This window comes from Kribbella orskensis (assembly GCF_004342085.1).
GTDB lineage: Bacteria > Actinomycetota > Actinomycetes > Propionibacteriales > Kribbellaceae > Kribbella > Kribbella orskensis.
The window spans coordinates 328,272-347,628 of sequence record NZ_SLWM01000004.1 but is presented as its reverse complement, the minus strand read 5'-3'; the positions used below and the strand labels follow the sequence as shown (position 1 = coordinate 347,628).

Genomic DNA, 19,357 nt, shown 5'->3' with positions numbered 1-19,357 from the left:
AGCCATACTGCGCGACGCTGTCCAGTCGTCCTCAGCTCGGGGGTGACCGCGTGTTGTCGGGGTCCGGCATCGGCGGCACACTCGGAAAGGGGGTCGCCGGTTTGTCCGGCGATGGGGAGGACACGATGGCTGAGCAGGCGCCTGCTGGGGGCGCCGTCACTGCAGTGGAGCACGAGCAGCTCCAACGGGATTTCACGGCCCTGACCGACCAGTTCGCCGCCGCCAACGAGGTGCTGTCCGCGATCGGCCGGTCGGCCGGTGACCCTGACAGAGTGCTGACCACCATCGTCGAGAGCGCCCGCCGGCTGTGCCGATCGCAGGCCGCCCACCTCTACCTCCTCGAGAACGGCTTCTACCGGTTGATCAAGGCGGTCGGGCTGTCCGAGGAGTCGATCCGCTTCATCAGCGAGCATCCGATGCCGATCGATCGCCAGACGCTGGTTGGCCGCGTCGGTCTGGACCACACCACACAGCAGATCGCCGACGTCCTCGCCGACCCCGACTTCGGCCGCCGGGACCTCCAACGGGTCGCCGGCTTCCGCACCACGATGGGCGCACCGATGCTCGTCGACGACGAGGTTGTCGGGGCGCTGACTGTCTGGCGCAATGTGGTCAGCCCCTTCGACGACCGCGAGCAGGCCATTGTCACCGCCTTCGCCGGCCAGGCGGCGATGGCAGTCAACGGCGTGAAGTTGGTTCGTCAACTCGAGGCCCGCGGTGCCGAGCTGGCGCGGAAGGTCGGGGAACTGGAAGCGCTCCGCGAGGTCGGCGAGGCGGTCAACTCCAGCCTCGATGTCGCCAACGTGCTCTCGACCATCGCCAAGCATGCGGTCAGGCTGTCTTCGACCGACGGCGGTTCGATCATGGAGTACGCCGATGACGAGTGCTGCTTCCTGGTGCGTGGGGTCTACCGGACCGAGCCGAGTGTCGTCGAGCGTCTGAGGGCCACCCGGATCCACCTCGACGAGACGCTGGTCGGCCGCGCCGCGAAGCTCGGACGGCCGATGGTGCTCGCGGATCTCGGCGCTGCCGACCTCGATCCGCATCTCCAGGTCCTCTACGACGCAGGCTGGCGGTCGGTCGCCGCGGTACCGATGCTGCGAGAGGGGCAGATCGTCGGCGCCCTGGTGGTACGGCGTAAGCAGCCGGGCGAGTTCTCCGAGGAGTCGCTCGACCTGCTGGAGATGTTCGCCGATCAGTCGGCGCTCGCCCTGCTCAACGCCCAGCTGTACCGCAAACTGGAGGAGCGCAGCGCCGAGCTCGAGGTGGCCAGTCGCCACAAGTCGGAGTTCCTGGCGAGCATGTCCCACGAGCTGCGAACGCCGCTGAACGCGGTACTTGGCTTCTCCGAGGTGCTGCTGGAGCAGATGTTCGGCGAGGTCAACGAACGCCAGGAGGAGTACCTGCGCGACATTCACGGCTCGGGCAAGCACCTGCTGGAACTGCTCAACGAGATCCTCGACCTGTCCAAGGTCGAGGCAGGCCGGATGGAACTGGCGTACTCGACCTTCGAACTGCATGCGTTGCTGGACAACACGGCCTCGATGCTGCGGGAGCGAGCGGCCCTGCACGGGATCGACGTAAGCGTCGAGGTCGGTCCCGACGTCGGGACCGTGTACGCGGACGAGCTGCGGCTGAAGCAGGTGGTGCTGAACCTGATGACGAACGCGGTGAAGTTCACCAGGGACGGCGGCTCGGTGGTGGTCCGTGCGTCCCGGACCGGTTCGGAGATCGAGATCACCGTCACCGACTCGGGGATCGGCGTCCCGCTCGAGGACCGCGAGCGGATCTTCGAGTCGTTCCAGCAGGGCGGTAGGGGACCGTCGCAGGAGGAGGGCACGGGGCTCGGCCTGACTCTGTCCCGCCGCATTGTCGAGCTGCTCGGCGGCAAGATGTGGCTGGAGAGCGAGGTCGGCATCGGAAGCACCTTCGGGTTCTCGCTGCGAAGCCGTGAGGTCGTGGACCGGCCGGGACCGACGCGTCGGCCGGTCGGCGATGTCGTCGTGATCGAGGACGACCGGCCGTCGCTGGACCTGATGACGGCCTACTTGGCCGGTGCCGACCTTCAAGTCACTACGGCCGGCGATGGTCAGACCGGCCTCGACGCGGTCCGCCGGGTGCGGCCGGCGGCCGTACTGCTGGACATCCGGCTGCCGGGCATTGACGGCTGGGCGGTGCTGCAGGCACTGAAGACAGAGCCCGAGACAAGGAGAATCCCGGTGATCGTAGTGTCGATCGTCGACGAGCAGGCTCGCGGTGCCGCGCTGGGAGCAGCTGCCTATCTGGTCAAACCGGTCAGCCGCGATGCGTTGCTGAACGCCCTCGTAGCCACGGGCGTCCTGGGCTCGGCCGAACCCGGGATCGAGGGGCCACCATGAGTCCGGGCCGCATTCTGGTGGTCGAGGACAACCCGAAGAACCTCAAGCTGGTCAGAGACGTGCTGCAGTACTCCGGGTACGAGGTACTCGAGGCGACGTCAGGCGAGGACGGGGTCCGACTGGCCGTGGAGGAGTCGCCTGACCTGATCCTGATGGATCTGCAACTCCCCGGGATCGACGGCGTCGAGGCTCTCCGGCAGATCAGGGCGAGCGACCGGACCCGCGGCGTACCCGTGGTCGCGGTGACGGCGTTCGCGATGGACCACGACCGCGAGCGTGCCTTCGACTCCGGCTTCTCCGGCTACGTCGAGAAGCCGATCAGTGTGCGTCGCCTTCCTCAGCAGATCCGCGATTTTCTCAGGCTCGGAGGCGTGACATGACCACCACTCCCAACTCCACGGTGCTCGTGGTCGACGACCAGCCCGCCAACGTCCGGCTGCTCGAGGCGATCCTCGCCCCGCGCGGGTACGACGTACGGACGGCGTCGTCGGGGGACGAGGCGCTGCGGACGATCGCCGCGAACGAGGTCGACCTGGTCCTGCTCGACATCGTGATGCCGGGGATGGACGGATACGAGGTCTGCCGGCGGATCCGGGGGCAGGTTGACACCGCCTATCTGCCCGTCGTGATGGTGACCGCCAGCGGGGATGAGCAGAAGGTGAAGGCACTCGAAGCCGGAGCGGACGACTTCCTGACCAAGCCGGTCAACCAGAGCGAGTTGCTGGCACGGGTCGCCTCGCTGGCCCGGATCAAGCGGTACCAGGACACCATCAAGCGGCAGGCCGGGGAGTTGGCGGCGTGGAACCAGGAGCTGGAATCGCGGGTGGAGACCCAGGTGACACAGCTGCAGCGGATGAGCCGGCTGCGGCGGTTCCTCTCACCGCAACTGGCCGAGCTGATCGTGGACTCCGGCGACGAGTCGCTCCTCGAGAGTCACCGGCGCGAGATCGTGGTCGTCTTCTGCGACCTGCGCGGCTTCACCACGTTCGCCGAGGCGAGTGAGCCGGAAGAGGTGATGGGCGTGCTGGAGGAGTACCACCACGCGCTCGGCGACCTGATCTTCCGGTTCGAGGGCACGCTGGAGCGATTCGCCGGCGATGGCCTGATGGTGTTCTTCAACGACCCGGTGCGCTGCGAGGACGGACCGCTTCGTGCGATCCGGATGAGCGTGGCGATGCGAACCCGGGTACGCGGGCTGGCGGAAGCCTGGCGCCGGCGCGGGCATGACCTGGGGCTGGGGATCGGGATCGCCCAGGGCTACGCCACCCTCGGCAAGATCGGCTTCGACAGCCGGCTCGACTACGCCGCGATCGGGAGCGTGACGAACCTCGCGGCCCGGCTGTGCGCAGATGCGGACCCGTGGCAGATCCTGGTGACCGAGCGGGTCTACTCGGCGGCGGGCGACCTGGTCGTCGGTGAGGACAGCGGCAACCGCGAGGTGCGTGGCTTCAGCCGGTCCGTTCATGCCTTCAGCGTCAGGGGCATCGACAACGCCAGGATCGTGTCATGACCGGCGACCTGTGGACCGCCGAGCCGGCCACCGCGGTCAGGCTTTCCGCACTCAGCGAGCAGGATCGTTACCGGTACTTCGACCGCCTGCAGGCGCGAATGGCCGCGGTGTGGGACGTGATGAAGCTCAACTACGAAGACGAGTCGGTCGTCATCATCCCGTCGATCTCACTGGACAAGGCGGAGACGGTCGGGACCGGGACGATCATGGAGGCCTATGAGGAGAGATTCCTCTTCTTGCTGATGCTGCTCCGTGAACCGCGGCTGCGGATGATCTACGTGACGTCGATGCCGGTCGCTCCGGAGATCGTGGAGTACTACCTCAGCCTGCTGCCTGGGGTGATCCCCAGTCACGCGCGTGCGCGGCTGTCCCTGATCGCGGTCAACGATGCCTCGCCGGTCCCGCTGAGCGAGAAACTTCTGGACCGGCCGCGGCTGATGCAACGCATCAGGGCCCTTGTCCCGAACCCCGCGCGTTCTCATCTGGTGCCCTACAACACCACGGAGCTGGAGCGTGATGTGGCGCTGAGCCTCGGCATTCCCATGTACGGCGCAGATCCGCGGCTGGCGGATCTCGGGTCCAAGTCCGGGTGCCGCCGGTTGTTCGCCGAGGTCGGTGTACCTCATCCGCTGGGCGCGGAGAATCTGCGCACTCTCGATGACATCGCGGACGCCTTGGTACGGATGCGGGCCGAGCGGCCGTCGATGGACAGCGCGATCGTGAAGCTCAACGAAGGCGTCTCCGGGGAAGGGAACGCGGTGGTCCGGCTGAACGGCCTGCCTGCGCCGGGCTCGTCGGATGAGCGGGCCGAGGTGATGAAGCGGCTGCAGGCGATGGAGCTGGAGTCGCAGACCACACCCTTCGAGGCCTACCTCGCCAAGTTCGCCGAGAACGGCGGGATCGTGGAAGAACGCATCGTCGGGGAGGAGCTCCGCAGCCCGAGCGTTCAGCTGCGCGTGCTGCCGTCCGGCGAGGTCGAGCTCCTCTCCACCCATGACCAGTTGCTCGGTGGCGCCAGCGGCCAGAGCTACCTGGGCTGTGTGTTCCCCGCCGCCGCCGAGTACGCGCGCCTGATCACCGAGCACGCCGAAGCGATCGGACAACGCGTCGCCCGCGAAGGCGCGCTCGGGCGGTTCGCGGTGGACTTCGTCGTAGTACGAGGCTCCGGCGGTAGGTGGTCGCCCTACGCGATCGAGCTCAACCTGCGCAAGGGTGGCACAACGCACCCGTTCCTCACCCTGCAGTTCCTGACCGACGGCCGGTACGACCCCGTCACCGCCCTCTTCATGACACCGGCGGGACACGAGAAGCACCTGGTGGCCACCGACCATCTCGAGTCCGACCTGCTGCGGGGTCTCGTGCCGGCCGACTTGTTCGACATCGTCGCGCGGCATCGGCTGCATTTCGACCAGTCGCGCCAGGTGGGCGTCGTCTTCCACATGATCAGCTGCCTGACCGAACTCGGCCGGGTCGGCCTGACGGCCGTCGGCGACACGCCGGCCGACGCGGACCGTCGCTACCGTGCTGCCTCACGCATTCTTCTGGAGGAGGCCCGCCTGGCCTTCGACGAACGTCCCCTACCGGTCTGAGAGGCTCGATGCAGCGAGTCTGGTACGTCGCTTATGGGTCGAATCTCGCATTCGAGCGGTTTCGTTGTTACCTGTCGGGAGGCCGTCCCGCGGGTGGGATGCGAGAGTATCCCGGCTGCCGGGACAAGCAGGACCCCAAGCGGGTGGTGAGTCTCGACGTACCGGGTGGGTTGATGTTCGCAGGCGAGTCGCGGGCGTGGGGTGGTGGAATGGCCTTCTACGACGTGAAGGGCGCCGGGCTGGTCGCGTGCAGGGCATATCTGCTGAGTGGGGAGCAGTTGGGGGATGTGGCCGCGCAGGAGATGCGCCGGGAACCAGGTGGGGAGTTCGCGCGGGACCTAGCCGGGTTGCTGGGTGAGGTCGAGTCGGTTCACACGATGGGCCCGGGCCGGTACGAGACGGTTGCGCGGCTGGGGACTCGGGACGGCTTACCGATGTTCACCGTGACCCACGGCGACGTGTCCGAGTTGGAGCCGGCCGCCCCGAGCGCGACGTACGTGGGCTGGATCGCGGCAGGGCTGCGTGAGGCGCACGGATGGTCGGCGGACCAGATCGCCGACTACCTGTTGGCAGCACCAGGAGTGAGCAAGACCTGGACAAGAGGCGAACTCACGACCCTGGCGTCCGGAGAGGACTGACAGGTCCGGGTTGCGACGAGGCCGCAGCTCGACGTCGCGCAGTAGATCCTCCAACAGCCACAGGGGATTCGGCCCCATGCAGAGGTCCACCTGCCACTGGAAGTCGTACTGCGCCGACCGGGGATAACCCGGTCGGCGCAGTACCTCAAGAGCTGGCATGCAGTTCGTCAAGAGCAGGCATGCAGCCGATTCTTCGAACTCGACCATCAGCAGCAAACGAATTTCGACTACTTCGCGATGGCGACGCAGGTGGTGGTGGATTTCTTGGTGGGGTCGCTTTCGGAGGTGGCGGTGAGGGTTACTCGGGCTACCTTGGCGGCCTCGGGGGTGGCTTTGGCCTGGACCGGGATCTCGATGGTCGAGCCGGCCTTGGCGGTTGCCAGGGCGTTCGGGACGGCGACCGACCAGCCGCTGCCGTCGATCTCGGCCGCGACGCGGTAGACGTCGCCATTCAGGTACTGCGTGACGTCCTCCGGGTGGCCGCCGGCGGGAGCGGTCTTGCCGGTGTTGGTGAGCGGGAAGGCGCAGGTGGAGACGCCGTCACGGTCGGGCACGCCGACGGTCGGCTGCAGCCGGACGCCGCGCTGCTGCGGGCCGGCTCCGTCGAGGGACTTGACCGCCACCGTGTACGAGAGGACGCCGACCTTGTCGCGGCGCACGTTCGTCACGTAGAAGTGCAGCCTGTTCGCCGCGTCGACGTACTCGAACTCGCTGCCGGAGTTGGTGCCGGCGTGGAACAGCGCGTCCGACAGTTGGCGGTAGTCGCCGATCGTGATCGGTACCTCGGTGCCGTCGGGCAGCACGTAGTCGGTCATCCCGATGTCCTGCGGGTTCGCGTCGACGACCCACTCGAAGGGGGCCTGGTCCTGGTTCTTGGTCTTGGCCAGCAGGACGCCGGAGTCGGGCGTGAACGAGTCCGTGCCGACCCGGTCGACGACCTCGAGCGTGTAGTTGTTGTAGCCGCCGCCGTCGCACAGCGGATTGGTGGTGACGTTGCACGCCGGGGAGAGATCGCCGGTGCCGAGCACGATGTTGATACCCGACAACCCCTTCGGCCCGGGCTGGTTCACCCGGGCGGTCACGTCGGCGATCACCACGCCGGACTCGGCGAGCCCCTCGCGCGACAGCCGGAGTACGTTCTGCTCGTCGACCATCTGCAGCTTGATCTTGTTGCGCAGCATGTGTTGCGCGCCCATCGAGGCGCCACCCGTCGCCGGGATCATCCAGCGGCTGTGCGGACCACCCGGGCCGTTGAACGTACCGCGGCTGAGCATCTCCCAGATCCCGCTGTACGCGCGCCGGGCCGGTACGCCGTACGGGTTGTTGTAGTTGTCTCCGATGCCGAGCACGTGGCTCAGTTCGTGCGCGAAGACCGACATGCCGGAACTCTCGGCCTGTGTGGTGGAACCACCGCCGGCGTTCGGCCAGAGGGTCGAACCCGACGCCCACGAGGTCCACTCGACGTACCGGGTGCGGGTCCAGTTCGGCAGGGCCGGGTCCGGCGGGCCGAAGGTATCGGAGACGTCCTCCTTGGTCGGGAACTTCATCGGCCCGAACTCCTGCCAGGTGGACGACTCGTCCTGACCGGCGCTCAGGTAGAACACGAAGTCGAACCCGGCAGGCACCTCGGCTCCGACGTCGGCGACCCAGGCGGCTCGCGCGTCGGTGCGCAGGTTCTTGTTGCAGGAGTCACCGGCCGGGCAGCCGGTGCCGGCCTGGAACTCCATCGCGTACTCGTACGACTTGCCGGGCATCTGGTAAGCGCCGAACGAGGTCAGGTCGACGCCGTACCGGCCGCCGGAGTCCTCCATCCAGTACTCGTGGATGGTGTGGCCGCGGTTCAGCGCGCCGGGCTTGTTCAGGAAGTCGCGGTAGAAGTTGGCGACCTCGGCCCGCGGTACTCCGTTGGCCTCGGCGCTCGGGTTGCCGAACGGGGTCGAGCCCTTCGGCTGGGTGATCACGAACGGCTGGTTCGAGTAGTCGACCAGCACGAGCGCGCCCTTGAAGGTCCGGACCGAGCCCTTCTTCGAGGGGTCGGCCCAGTCTGTGCCGGGCGGCAACTTGTAGTCGGCCCACGTCATGTGGTCCGGGTTGACCCAGTTCTGTGGGTCGATGGGCGCGCCGAAGCCGGGCTGGGCGAGCCGGTTCGCGATCAGTGGGGACGACTGCTGCCACGGCTGGGTCTGCGGCCAGTGGTCGTACTGCCATGGGTTGGCCGGGTCCGGCTGGGCGGAGGCCGATGCCGGATCGGCGGCGGCCGTGATGGGGGCGGGAGCGGCGAGTGCGACTCCCGCGACGGCGGCTGACCCCAGTACTGCGGCCAGCCTCAGGGCTAGGCGGGACTTCCGTTGAACGGGCACGGGCGGTATCCGATCGACGATGGGCGGACTTTCGTGCCCCCAAGCATGCCCCTCCGGTCAGCTGTGAAGCGACGGTTTTCCCCTGTCCACTTCTGGCCGCTACCGGCCAACTGCCGTCACGTGGCGGCGGACGAGGCAGTAAGAAGTTTCCTGAAGTTGACGCAGGGTGGTGCATAGATCACGGAGCGAGAGTACAACTGAAAAGACATGGGTCGATCCGCCCTGAGACCTAGGAGGAACTGTCATGGCTGGAGTGAACGGCGAGGTTTCGTGGTTCTGTTGCGGTAATTCGTGGGGCCCGTGCGGCAGCGCGGGAACCGGTGCCTGTGGCACCTGTCATTCGGGCAAGTTCCAGCACGCATGGCCGAACACCTCGGACGCGTGCTACTCGATCACCCGGCCGGACCGCTGCGGGGTCACCGCGATGTCGCGGCGGACCTGCGGGTTCCGGCACTCGACCACCAACCTGTGCAACGGTGCCCGGGTGGTCACCTCGATCGCGGACTGCGGTCCGCAGACGGATCTGTTCTGCGGCGAGCGGGCCTGCTGCGGCGGCACCTGCGCGTCGAACCGGATCATCGATCTGACGCCCGCGGCCTTCAGCGCGATCGCGAGCCTGAACGCCGGTCTGGTCCCGTGCACGGTCAACGTGGGTTGAGGGGAGTGACTGAGATGACTGGACCGATCGGACGTCGCACCCTGCTCACCAGCGCGGTGCTCGGCACCAGCGCAACGCTCGTCGGCGCGACCGCGATGGGCTCGCTCGCCCCCGAAACGGCCTTCGCCGCAAGGGCGCAACTGCCCGAGCCCGGCCAGCCGGACCCGAACTTCGCCGAAGGTCGCGTCGTCAGCCGCGACGGCAGCGTGGTGATGGCGTCCGGCTCGGACGGCCGCCTGCACCGGATCCAGCTCACCGGCGGGACCAGCGTCTGGAAGCTGCGGCCCACCACGGTCGACCAGGTGCTCGTCGGCGATGGCCTGTACGCCCGCGGTGTGCTGATGCCCGGCGGTCTGCTCGCCGCCGAGTCGGTCTGGGTGAACATCGTCAACCTCAAGGTGCACATCACCGCGATCGGCAAGAACGTGCTGTACCTGGACCACAACGGCCAGCAGGTGGTCGGCCACGTGGTGCCCGGGACCAGCGCGGCCGTCTACAACGGGACCGCGGCGATCTCGGACCTGTCGATGCTGAAGGTCGGCAAGCACGCCCAGGTGATCGGCGCCTGGCGCCCGGACACCAACGAGGTCGATCTCGCCACCATCTACGCGGCCGCCTGACCGAGGAGGTCGCAGATGCTGGGAGAACTCGCGGCCGTACAGCCGCTGGTGATCGGCCTGCTGCTGGCGTGGTCGGCGTACGGGAAACTCCACGGGTCGCACCTCGCCGCCAAGGCGCGGCGTACGGCTCTGTCGAACCTGGTCGGTGACCGGTACGCCGCTCCGGCGTATCGCGCGGTCGGCGGGATCGAACTGGTGATCGCCGTCGCCTTGCTGCTGCCGCCCCTGTGGCTGGGGGAAGCAGCGGCCGCGGTGGCACTCGCGGCGGGCTTCGTCGGGTATGTCGTCTACGCGCGGGTGGTCGTGCCCGAGTCGTCGTGCGGTTGCATGGGCTCGGCCGCGACGCCGGTGAGGTGGCGCGCGATCGCCCGAGCCGGGGTGCTCCTTGTCGCGGCTCTGGTGGCGCTGACTGCCGACACCGGCTGGTGGTCCGTGCAGCCGTGGTCGATCGCGCTGGTGGTTGTCGAGGCGATGGTGTTCGTCGGCTTGTCGGCCGAGCTGGACCGGTACTGGTTGATGCCGCTGCGACGCCTTCGCGTCCGGCTCACGCATCCGCTGGCCGGCACAGCGTCGTACGACGTACCGCTGGCGGCGACGCAGCAGCAGTTGCTGCGGAGCACCGCCTACCAGTCCGTCAACCCGTTCCTGCGATCGGACATCCGCGATCACTGGGACGAGGGCGACTGGCGCTTCGTCAGCTACACCGCGGCGTACGGCGAACGCCCGGCGACCGCGGTCTTCGCAGTACCGAGGCTGAGGTACGAACCGGACGAGGTGCGGGTAGCGATCGTCGACGAGTCGTCGGGGGAGACCCTCTACCGCCCGGCGACCCCGCTCGCTCTGGTCGACTGAGGCCGAGGGCCGGCCGCCCTCGCGGCGGTCGGCCCTAGGCGGTGGTTCCGTGGAAGTCCTTGGCTGGGGAGACGTCGGCGAACCATGACTCGGTCTCCTCCGGGGGCAGCACCCGCTCGAGCGTCAGGGAGCCGCGCATACCAGGGAAGAACCGCCCCGCGTCCCAGCCGCGGCTGTACGGAGGCTTGTCCAGTACTACGAGCCGGGTGTCCCGGACTGGGGTGATGTCGCTCGGCGTGCCCTCGTTCCAGATCCAGGTGCCGTCGGCGGTGACCAGGTTGAAGGCGCCGGTGGTCTGGATGAAGCCGGGCACGTCCCGGCAGGCGGCAACCGCCTGCGCGCTGGGCGCATCGCCGGGCACTTGACCTCCGCCCACCAGTTCACCGGCCAGCAGAGTGTGCAGCTGGAAGTTGTCGCCGAGCCCGGACATCCGCAACAGATAGCCGGTCCGCGTTTCGCGGTGCAGCGCGACCAGCGGCTCGTCGTCCAGCACGAGGAGTGCGTAGGTCAGACACTTCAGATCGCCTTGGGTTGCCTCGTAGAGCGACAGCGCGTCAGTCAGCAGCTCGTCGCGGTCGGACAGTGCCGTCCGGACGTTCTGGTCGTTGAGCATCGCGACCGCCGCCATCTCCCACTGCTGCAGGGTCCACCAGGCCAGCGCAGCCGACGCCCCGACCCGGGCCACCACCTCGTCGCTCGGCCCTTGCTGGTCGACCACCGGCAGTTCGCCACCGCCCGTGGACACCCACTGGTCGACGAACGCCCGGATCTCGGACAGCACCGCGCCCACCTCCCGGAGTACGGCGGGAGCGCAGCCGGCCGGATCGGCCCCGCGCTCGACGCAGGCGCCGATGATCACAGCGAGCATCGACCGCGGACCGAGCGGTACCTCGGGCAGCAACGCCGCCAGCCTGGGGGCGCCGGCCCCGATCTCGTCCGGGCCGGCCTTCGCAAAGGTCTTCTGCAGCTGGTCGAAGGCCCGGCCGGCGGCGTCGGTGTCGCGGGCGCGTACGCCGGTCTCGAGGTCCGCGATCGTGCTGGTGAACGTGCTGCGCCGGAAGATCATCGGGGCACTGTAGCGATCTCCGGGGTCGCAAGGTGGCTGGGGAGTGAGATGAGTGTATACAGTATGTACTGGAGCGGTTAGCCTGTCCTCTTCGCACTGTCGTAGAGAACGGAGGACTCGTCCCCCATGTACGCAGTCACCAACCCGGCGACGGGTGAACTCATCGAGCAGATCGAGAACGCGACCGAGGAGGAGGTCGGCGCCGCGATCGGTCGCGTGCACCGCGGTTATGACTCGTGGCGGCGCCGTACGGTCGCCGACCGCGCGAAGATCGTCTCCCGGGCGGCCGAGCTGTTCGCCGAACGGGCCGGCGAGCTGGCCGCGATCATGACCCTGGAGATGGGTAAACGGATCAACGAGGGCCGCGGCGAGATCGGCATCGTGGTCGACATCTTCAACTACTACGCGGACAACGGGCCGGATCTGCTGGCCGACGAGCCGATGACGATCAAAGGCGGCGAGGCGGTCATCACCAAGGGCCCGATCGGCCCGCTGCTCGGTGTGATGCCCTGGAACTTCCCGATCTACCAGGTGGCCCGCTTCGTCGCGCCGAACCTGGTGCTGGGCAACACGATCCTGCTGAAGCACGCCTCGATCTGCCCCCGCTCGGCCGTCGCGATCGAGTCCGTACTCCGCGACGCCGGCGTACCGGACGACGTGTACGTGAACACGTTCGCGTCCTCGTCGCAGATTCCGGCGATCCTGGCCGATCCGCGGATCCAGGGCGTCTCCCTCACCGGCAGCGAGCAGGCGGGCATCTCCGTCGCCGCCGAGGCCGGCCGGAACCTCAAGAAGACCGTGCTCGAGCTCGGCGGGTCCGACCCGCTGATCGTGCTCGACACCGACGACCTGGACGAGACCGTCAAGGCGACGGCGACCGCGCGGATGCGCAACTGCGGGCAGTCGTGCAACGCGCCGAAGCGGATGATCGTGCTGGCCGACCTCTACGACGAGTTCGTCGATCGGCTGACCAAACGCGTGGCGGACTTCTACCTGCCCGGTGACCCGGCGGACCCCGAGACGAAACTGCCGCCGCTCGCCTCGATCGCGGCGGCCGACGAGGTGGCCGGGCAGGTCGAGAAGGCCGTCGAACAAGGCGCCACCCTGCGCACCGGCGGCCGCCGGGTCGGCCCCGGTGCCTACCTCGAGGCCACCGTGCTGACGGATGTGACCCCGGAGATGGACGCGTACTACGAGGAGATCTTCGGCCCGGTCGTGATCGTCTTCCGGGCGGAGACCGAGGAGCAGGCGATCGCCATCGCGAACGACAGCCCCTTCGGCCTCGGCGCCAGCGTCTTCGGCACCGACCGGGAACGCTCCAGCCGGGTCGCCCGCCAGATCGAGGCCGGCATGGTCTACCTCAACAGCGCCGGCGGCTCCCAGGCCGACCTCCCCTTCGGCGGTATCAAGCGCTCCGGCATGGGCCGCGAACTCGGCCCGGCCGGCATCGAGGAGTTCATGAACAAGAAGTCCATCCGGCTCTGACCTGCCCTCTCTACGGAGCCCGCCGCGCGCCGGGCTCCGTACGGCGGGGCTCCGCACAGCAGCCTCCGTACCGGGGGAAGGAATCCGGCGGTTGCGTTGCTGAGGGTTGGTGGACCATTCAACGACCTGCGGGAGACCCCTGATGACCAAGCAAGCCGACCAGTTCATCCAGGTGCTGCGCGCCGGGCACGACGACCTCGCCGGCCAGGTGGCGAAGTTCCGGGCGGAGGACCTCACGCGCGGGTCTGGCGCGTCGGAGTGGACGGTGGCGCAGGTGCTCAGTCACCTGGGCAGCGGCGCCGAGATCAACCTGGCCACGCTCGAAGGCGCGCTCGCCGGCACCGGCCCTGCGGGCGGCGAGTTCAACAAGGCGACCTGGGCTCGCTGGGACGCGATGTCGCCGGGGAAGCAGGCGGCGGGTTTCCTCACCGCCGCCGAGAAGCTGGTGCAGCGTTACGAGGGTCTGGACGACAATCAGCGCCAGGACCTCAGGATCGACTTCGGCTTCCTGCCCGAGCCGGTCGACGTGGCCACCGCCGTCCGGATGCGGCTCAGCGAGTTCACCTTGCACAGCTGGGACGTACGGGTCGCCTTCGACCCCGCCGCTGTGCTCGCGCCGGAGGCGACCGAAGCGCTGCTCGATGGCATCGGTCAGACGCTCGCCTGGACCGGCAAGGCTGACCAGCTCGACGGCACCGCCCGGATCGCCGTGAACACCGTCGAACCGGACCGGGCTTTCGGTCTGCTCATCGAGGACACCGTCCGCCTGGCCGACGTGCCGCAGCCCGCGGACGCCGTGCTCACGGCACCGGCCGAGTACTTCGTCCGCCTGGTCAGCGGCCGGCACGGGGCGCAGTACACGCCGGCCGCGGTGGAGTTTGCCGGCGAGCGGCTGACGCTGGACGACCTGCGCAAGGTCTTTCCCGGCTTCTGATGCTGATGGCCCGGTACGCCGCTACGGCGTACCGGGTCAGGCCCATTCCCAGGTGATGCCGATGATGCCGCGGTGTCAGTAGCCGGTGGGTGGGCGAGGGCTGTAGGAGTCCTCGAGGGCGGTGATCTCCTCCGGGGTGAGCTTGAGGTCGAGGGCGGCGACGGCGTCCGGGAGGTGGTGGGGCTTGGTCGGGCCGACGATCGGCGCGGTTACGACGGGGTTCTTCAGCACCCAGGCGAGGGCGACGTGCGCCATCGGGACGCCGCGGGCCTCGGCGATGCGCTGCACGGCGTTGGCGATCGGCTGGTCGTTGGCGGCGAAGAAGCGCTGACCGACGGGGTCGGTGTCGGCGCGGTGGGTCTGGGTGCCCCACGGGCGGGCGAGCCGGCCCTTGGCGAGCGGGCTCCACGGGATGCTGCCGACGCCCTGGTCCGCGAGCAGCCCGAACATCTCGCGCTCCTCCTCGCGCTGCATCAGGCTGTACTGGTTCTGCATCGAGACGAAGCGGGTCCAGCCGTGCAGGTCGGCGGTGTACTGGAGCTTGGAGAACTGCCAGGCCCACATCGACGAGGCGCCGAGGTACCGGGCCTTGCCGGCCTTGACGACGTCGTGCAGGGCCTCCATCGTCTCCTCGACCGGCGTCTGGGGATCGAAGCGGTGGATCTGGTAGAGGTCGACGTAGTCGGTCCCGAGCCGCGAGAGCGAGGCGTCGATGTTCTCCAGGATGGCCTTGCGCGACAGCCCGGAACCGCCCGGCCCGTCGTGCATCTTGAAGTGCACCTTGGTCGCCAGCACGACGTCGTCGCGCTTGGTGTACTTGCCGATCGCCCGTCCGACGATCTCCTCGGAACTCCCGAACCCGTAGACGTTGGCCGTGTCCCAGAAGTTGATCCCGAGCTCAACCGCCTGCCGGAAGATCGGCTCTGCCGCCGCATCGTCGAGCGCCCACTCGCTGAACCCCCGCGACGTGTCCCCGAAACTCATGCAACCCAGCGCGATCCGGCTGACCTTCAGCCCCGAGTTGCCAAGACGTACGTACTCCATCAGTCACTCCTGTGTCGCGTGGTCGAAGAACAACATTTCAGTCGCGGGGCACGAGCCGCAGCGTTCCGGCGGCAGCCCGGTCTCCGACGACGGTACCGACGATCTGAGGACCGTAACGGTCGTACTTCGCGTGGTAAGCCGCATCGATCGCTGGATGAACCTGGCTTCCAGCCTGGGCGAAAGTCACCCCGCGTTCGAACCGACCCGCGCGGATCCGGCCCGCTCCGCTCGCCTTGGCCCGGCGGTACCAGGGATTGTCGGTGCCGTAGGCGGATCGCACGTACAGCTCCTCGCCGACCTGGACGATCCAGATGGTGACGTAGGGGCGAACCGTGCCGTCCCCTCGCTCGGAGCTGACCTGTACCTCCGTCGAACCGCCGACGCGTTGAAGCTCCTCACTGCTCCAAGCTCTGGTCATCGGCCGGGATCTTCTTCGGGTGAGAAGAGTTCCTTGGCGAGGACGATCGCGGACATCGCCTTCGGCCAGCCGGCGTAGAAGGCCAGGTGGATGATGACCTCTTTGAGTTCCGTCTCGGTGAGGCCGTTGTCCTTGGCCCGGGTGAGGTGGCCGCGGAGTTGCTCGGTGTTGCCGCCGGTGATGAGGCTGGCGACGGTGATGAGGCTCCGGTCCCGCGGGGACAGCTCGGACCGGGCCCAGACGTCGCCGAAGAGCGTCTCGTCGGTGAGGGAGACGAGCTTCGGAGCGAAGTCGCCGATGAGCTTCTGGGCCGCGGTCATTTGATCATCACCTTCAGGGCTTGGCGGGTGTCCATGGCCTCGTACGCGGCCGGGGAGTCCTCGAGGGAGACGGTTCGGTCGAAGACCTTGCCGGGGTTGACCTTGCCGTCGAGGACGTCGGGCAGCAGGCGCTCGATGTAGGCACGGGCTGGAGCCGGACCACCGGTGAGCGTGATGTTCTGGCCGAAAAGGCTGCCGAAGCCGACTGGCGCCTCTTCGTACTGCGGTACGCCGACGCGGCTGATCACGCCGCCCGGCCGGATCACGCCGAGAGCTTGTTCGTAAGCAGGCATGTGCCCGACAGCCTCGAGTACTACGTGGGTCCCGTCGCCGCGGGTGAGTTCGCGGACCTTGGTGATCCCTTCCTCACCACGCTCGGCCACGACGTGGGTTGCGCCGAACTCGATGCCCAGGTCGGTTCGGTCCTTGTGCCGGCCCATCAGGATGATCTGCTCGGCCCCGAGTTGCCTCGCAGACAGGACAGCCAGGAGTCCGACCGCGCCGTCGCCGATGACGGTGACCGTCGTCCGCGCGGTGACTCCACCCTTGCGTGCGGCGTGGTAGCCGGTGCCGTAGACGTCCGACAGGGTCAGCAGCGACGGCAGCAGTTCGGAGTCCTCGCCCACGGGCGCCTTGACCAGAGTGCCGTCCGCCAACGGCACGCGGATCGCCTCGGCCTGACCGCCCCCGATGCCGTTGCCCGCCCAGAACCCACCGTGACGGCAGGAGGTCTGCAGCCCTTCGAGGCACAGGTCGCAGGTCCCGTCGGACCAGGCGAACGGCGAGATGACGAAGTCGCCCTTCGCCAGCGTCGAGACCTCGGCACCGATCTCCTCGACGACGCCGAGGAACTCGTGGCCCATCGGCTTGCCCTCGGGCAGCACCGGCAGGTTGTGGTACGGGTGCAGGTCGCTGCCGCAGACGCAAGAGCTGACCACCCGGACCAGGGCATCGGTCGGTTGCTGGATCACCGGATCGGGTACGTCGATCACCCGCACGTCGCCGGCGCCGTACATGTAAGTGGCTCGCATGATGTCCAGTGAACGGGGTCGCGAGCCGGTGTGGGAGTGCCTGTCGTTCCAGGTAATGCCAGTGCCCCCTTCGCCACCGGGACCCGCCGTACGGTGGTAGGCATGGACCAACGAGCCGAGATCCGCGAGTTCCTCAGCTCCCGGCGTGCCCGCATCACCCCGGAGCAGGCCGGGCTCCCGGCGTACGGGGGCAATCGCCGGGTGACCGGGCTGCGGCGCGAAGAGGTCGCGATGCTGGCGGGTGTCTCGGTGGACTACTACGTGCGGCTGGAGCGCGGGAACCTGTCCGGCGCCTCCGAGACCGTGCTCGACTCGCTGGCCCGGGCGCTGCAACTGGACGAGGCCGAGCGCTCGCACCTGTTCGCGCTCGCCCGCGAGGCCACTCCTGCTCCGGCCTCCCGGCGGCGGAGCTCCACGGCCAAGCAGGTGCGCCCGGCCATCCAGCAGATCCTCGACGCGATCACGGACGCTCCCGCCTGGGTTCGCAACGGGCGGCACGACCTGCTCGCCGCGAACCGGCTGGCCCGCGCTCTGTACGCGCCGATGCTCGCCGACCCGCGTCGTCCGGCGAACACGGCGCGCTTCGTGTACCTCGACCCGGCGTCGCAGGAGTTCTTCGTCGACTGGGAGCGGGCCGCCTCCGACATCGCGGCGATCCTCCGGTCCGAGGCCGGCCGCAACCCGCACGACAAGGCGCTGACCGAGCTCATCGGCGAGCTGTCCACCCGGAGCGAGATCTTCCGCACCCGCTGGGCCGCTCACAACGTCCGCTTCCACCGGACCGGCAAGAAGAAGCTGCACCACCCGGTGGTCGGCACCCTCGACCTCGACTTCGAGGCGATGGAGTTCCCGTCCGACCCGGGCCTGATCCTGCTCGTCTACACCGCAGCGCCCGACACTCCCACCGCCGACGCCCTGAAGCTTCTGGCGAGCTGGGCCGCCACCCAGGACCACGCCGACCACCTCAGCGACGGTGCGGCGGCGTCCCGGACGGCATCAGACCAAGGCTGACGGACACCTGGATCAGGCTGCCGTAGCCACCTTCTGCGACTCCACAACCTCCACCTTCGGCGCCTCCTCCTCCGCTGCGATCGCCCGGGCGTAGCCGTCGTTCACGAAGGCTTCCCGGGGGTGTTGTACAGAGGCCAGGGAGACGATGTCGCGGCCGTAGAAGAGGGCGGTCAGCCAGATGGCGAGCACGCGGATCTTCCGCTCCCAGGTCGGCACGGCCAGGACGTGATACCCGCGGTGCATCAGCCAGGCCGGGAACCCCTTGATCACGATCCGCCGGTACTGGAAGATGCCACGCCCGAGGCCCAGGGTCGCGACGGAGCCGAGGCTGTGGTGGACGTAGTCCTTCGTCGGACGGCCGCGCAGCGTCGCCAGCAGGTTGCGGGCCAGATGCTTGCCCTGCCGCACGGCGTGCTGGGCGTTCGGCACCGTCAGCACATCGTGCGTCGGCGAGGCCAGGTCCGGTACCGCCGCGTCGTCGCCCGCGCCCCAGGCATCCGGCACCGGGTCGGTCTCGGTGCCGACTCGGAGATCGGCCCGGACCTGGAGCAGGCCGCGGTGGTCGACGGGCAGGTCGGTGTGCTTGTGGACCAGCGGGGTCGCGGCGTTGCCGGCCGTCCAGACGATCAGCTCGGAGTCGAACTCCGTACCGTCGGACAGCACCACATGGCCGTCCTTCGCCGACACGACCTGGGAGTTCAGGTGCACCTGCGCGCCGCGCTTCTCCAGCGAGCGCACGACCCACCTACCCGGGCCGTCGGTGACCTCGGGCAGGATCCTGTCCTTCGCCTCCACCAGGTGGAAGGCGAGGTCCGCCGGGGACAGTTCGGGGTACGACTTGAGCAGGCCGGTCGCGAGCGACAGCAGTTCGCCGAAGCCCTCGACGCCGGAGAATCCGCCGCCCACGAAGGTGACCGTCAGCAGGCGTTGCCGCTGCGGTCCGGGTTCGAGCACGGCCGCCTGGTCGAAGGCGGTGAGCAGGCGGTCCCGGATCGCGACCGCCTCCTCGACGTGCTTCATGCCGATCGCCTGCTCGGCGACCCCGGGGATGGCGAACTTGCGGGTCGTCGCTCCGGCGGTGACGACGATGATGTCGTAGCCGACGGCGAAGTCGGGTCCCTGCGCGGGGCGGACCGTGACGGTCCGGTGCGCGTGGTCGATCGAGGTGACCGTCCCGGCGAGCAGCTTGGTCTTGCGCAGGTGCCGCCGCAGGGACACGGCGGCGTGCCGCGCCTCGATCGATCCCGCCAGTACCTCGGGCAGGAAAGGCTGATAGGTCATGTAGGGGCGGGGATCCACCACCGTCACCTCGGCCTCGCCGCGGCGGAGCTTCTTCTCCAGCCGCCAGGCCGTGTAGAAGCCGGCGTAACCGCCACCCACCACCAAGATCTTGCGCACTCGCGTCCTCCATCCCTTTCCGTTCACCAGCTAAGACAAGACAGC

The 19,357-nt window shown here is 68.5% G+C and carries 18 protein-coding genes; 11 read left to right on the top strand and 7 right to left on the bottom strand.

The features are described from left to right. The first annotated feature begins 125 nt into the window (after window positions 1-125). The 5 genes from EV644_RS13845 to EV644_RS13825 all read left to right on the top strand — a co-directional run bounded on the left by EV644_RS13845 (window position 126) and on the right by EV644_RS13825 (window position 6,115). Window positions 126-2,378, top strand: coding sequence for a GAF domain-containing protein (locus EV644_RS13845; RefSeq protein ID WP_158292822.1), 2,253 nt, complete (start codon window positions 126-128; stop codon window positions 2,376-2,378). Beyond that, the gene (locus tag EV644_RS13840) at window positions 2,375-2,758 is read left to right on the top strand and encodes a response regulator (protein ID WP_132188652.1); all 384 of its coding nucleotides are present in this window, start codon (window positions 2,375-2,377) and stop codon (window positions 2,756-2,758) included. Before EV644_RS13845 ends, EV644_RS13840 begins: the two co-directional genes overlap by 4 nt. Continuing rightward, the gene (locus EV644_RS13835) at window positions 2,755-3,888 is read left to right on the top strand and encodes an adenylate/guanylate cyclase domain-containing protein (RefSeq protein ID WP_132188651.1); all 1,134 of its coding nucleotides are present in this window, start codon (window positions 2,755-2,757) and stop codon (window positions 3,886-3,888) included. Before EV644_RS13840 ends, EV644_RS13835 begins: the two co-directional genes overlap by 4 nt. Continuing rightward, window positions 3,885-5,477: a peptide ligase PGM1-related protein gene (locus tag EV644_RS13830; protein WP_132188650.1), complete on the top strand. Its 1,593-nt coding sequence runs from the start codon at window positions 3,885-3,887 to the stop codon at window positions 5,475-5,477. The genes EV644_RS13835 and EV644_RS13830 overlap by 4 nt, the downstream gene beginning before the upstream one ends. A 98-nt stretch (window positions 5,478-5,575) precedes the next feature. Further along, a complete protein-coding gene (locus EV644_RS13825) occupies window positions 5,576-6,115 on the top strand; it encodes a histone deacetylase (RefSeq protein WP_199239801.1) in 540 nt (179 codons plus the stop codon). A gap of 227 nt (window positions 6,116-6,342) precedes the next feature. Here EV644_RS13825 and EV644_RS13820 read toward each other — a convergent pair whose 3' ends face one another. Next, on the bottom strand, window positions 6,343-8,475 hold the full coding sequence (locus tag EV644_RS13820) for a M6 family metalloprotease domain-containing protein (protein ID WP_132188648.1): 2,133 nt from the start codon (window positions 8,473-8,475) through the stop codon (window positions 6,343-6,345). 244 nt (window positions 8,476-8,719) lie between these two features. Here EV644_RS13820 and EV644_RS13815 point away from each other — a divergent pair, with 244 nt between their 5' ends. From EV644_RS13815 to EV644_RS13805, 3 genes are read left to right on the top strand one after another with little or no spacing between them, the layout of a single operon-like run. Next, entirely contained in the window at window positions 8,720-9,133 is a 414-nt protein-coding gene (locus tag EV644_RS13815; RefSeq protein WP_132188647.1) for an RlpA-like double-psi beta-barrel domain-containing protein, read from the top strand. A gap of 14 nt (window positions 9,134-9,147) precedes the next feature. Beyond that, window positions 9,148-9,753: a cell wall protein gene (locus EV644_RS13810; protein WP_132188646.1), complete on the top strand. Its 606-nt coding sequence runs from the start codon at window positions 9,148-9,150 to the stop codon at window positions 9,751-9,753. 15 nt (window positions 9,754-9,768) lie between these two features. Further along, window positions 9,769-10,605: a MauE/DoxX family redox-associated membrane protein gene (locus EV644_RS13805; protein WP_199239800.1), complete on the top strand. Its 837-nt coding sequence runs from the start codon at window positions 9,769-9,771 to the stop codon at window positions 10,603-10,605. 34 nt (window positions 10,606-10,639) lie between these two features. Here the strand turns inward: EV644_RS13805 and EV644_RS13800 are convergent, their stop codons facing one another. Further along, on the bottom strand, window positions 10,640-11,671 hold the full coding sequence (locus EV644_RS13800) for a hypothetical protein (RefSeq protein ID WP_132188645.1): 1,032 nt from the start codon (window positions 11,669-11,671) through the stop codon (window positions 10,640-10,642). Window positions 11,672-11,797: 126 nt separating this feature from the next. Here EV644_RS13800 and EV644_RS13795 point away from each other — a divergent pair, with 126 nt between their 5' ends. Beyond that, a complete protein-coding gene (locus tag EV644_RS13795) occupies window positions 11,798-13,156 on the top strand; it encodes an NAD-dependent succinate-semialdehyde dehydrogenase (protein WP_132188644.1) in 1,359 nt (452 codons plus the stop codon). Window positions 13,157-13,298: 142 nt separating this feature from the next. Beyond that, on the top strand, window positions 13,299-14,090 hold the full coding sequence (locus tag EV644_RS13790) for a maleylpyruvate isomerase family mycothiol-dependent enzyme (protein ID WP_132188643.1): 792 nt from the start codon (window positions 13,299-13,301) through the stop codon (window positions 14,088-14,090). Between the two features lie 75 nt (window positions 14,091-14,165). On the opposite strand, the gene EV644_RS13785 is transcribed toward EV644_RS13790, so the two are convergent. Genes EV644_RS13785 through EV644_RS13770 form a run of 4 tightly spaced genes read right to left on the bottom strand, consistent with a single transcriptional unit; the run spans window position 14,166 to window position 16,903 of the window. Further along, on the bottom strand, window positions 14,166-15,134 hold the full coding sequence (locus EV644_RS13785; RefSeq protein WP_132188642.1) for an aldo/keto reductase: 969 nt from the start codon (window positions 15,132-15,134) through the stop codon (window positions 14,166-14,168). 37 nt (window positions 15,135-15,171) lie between these two features. After that, entirely contained in the window at window positions 15,172-15,552 is a 381-nt protein-coding gene (locus EV644_RS13780) for a DUF2255 family protein (RefSeq protein WP_132188641.1), read from the bottom strand. Continuing rightward, a complete protein-coding gene (locus EV644_RS13775) occupies window positions 15,549-15,872 on the bottom strand; it encodes a carboxymuconolactone decarboxylase family protein (RefSeq protein ID WP_132188640.1) in 324 nt (107 codons plus the stop codon). The genes EV644_RS13780 and EV644_RS13775 overlap by 4 nt, the downstream gene beginning before the upstream one ends. Then, window positions 15,869-16,903, bottom strand: coding sequence for a zinc-binding dehydrogenase (locus tag EV644_RS13770; RefSeq protein ID WP_132188639.1), 1,035 nt, complete (start codon window positions 16,901-16,903; stop codon window positions 15,869-15,871). The genes EV644_RS13775 and EV644_RS13770 overlap by 4 nt, the downstream gene beginning before the upstream one ends. 102 nt (window positions 16,904-17,005) lie before the next feature. On the opposite strand from EV644_RS13770, the gene EV644_RS13765 reads away from it, so the two are divergent. After that, the gene (locus tag EV644_RS13765) at window positions 17,006-17,914 is read left to right on the top strand and encodes a helix-turn-helix transcriptional regulator (protein ID WP_132188638.1); all 909 of its coding nucleotides are present in this window, start codon (window positions 17,006-17,008) and stop codon (window positions 17,912-17,914) included. Window positions 17,915-17,926: 12 nt separating this feature from the next. On the opposite strand, the gene EV644_RS13760 is transcribed toward EV644_RS13765, so the two are convergent. After that, a complete protein-coding gene (locus tag EV644_RS13760) occupies window positions 17,927-19,312 on the bottom strand; it encodes an NAD(P)/FAD-dependent oxidoreductase (protein WP_132188637.1) in 1,386 nt (461 codons plus the stop codon). Between the last annotated feature and the right edge of the window lie 45 nt (window positions 19,313-19,357).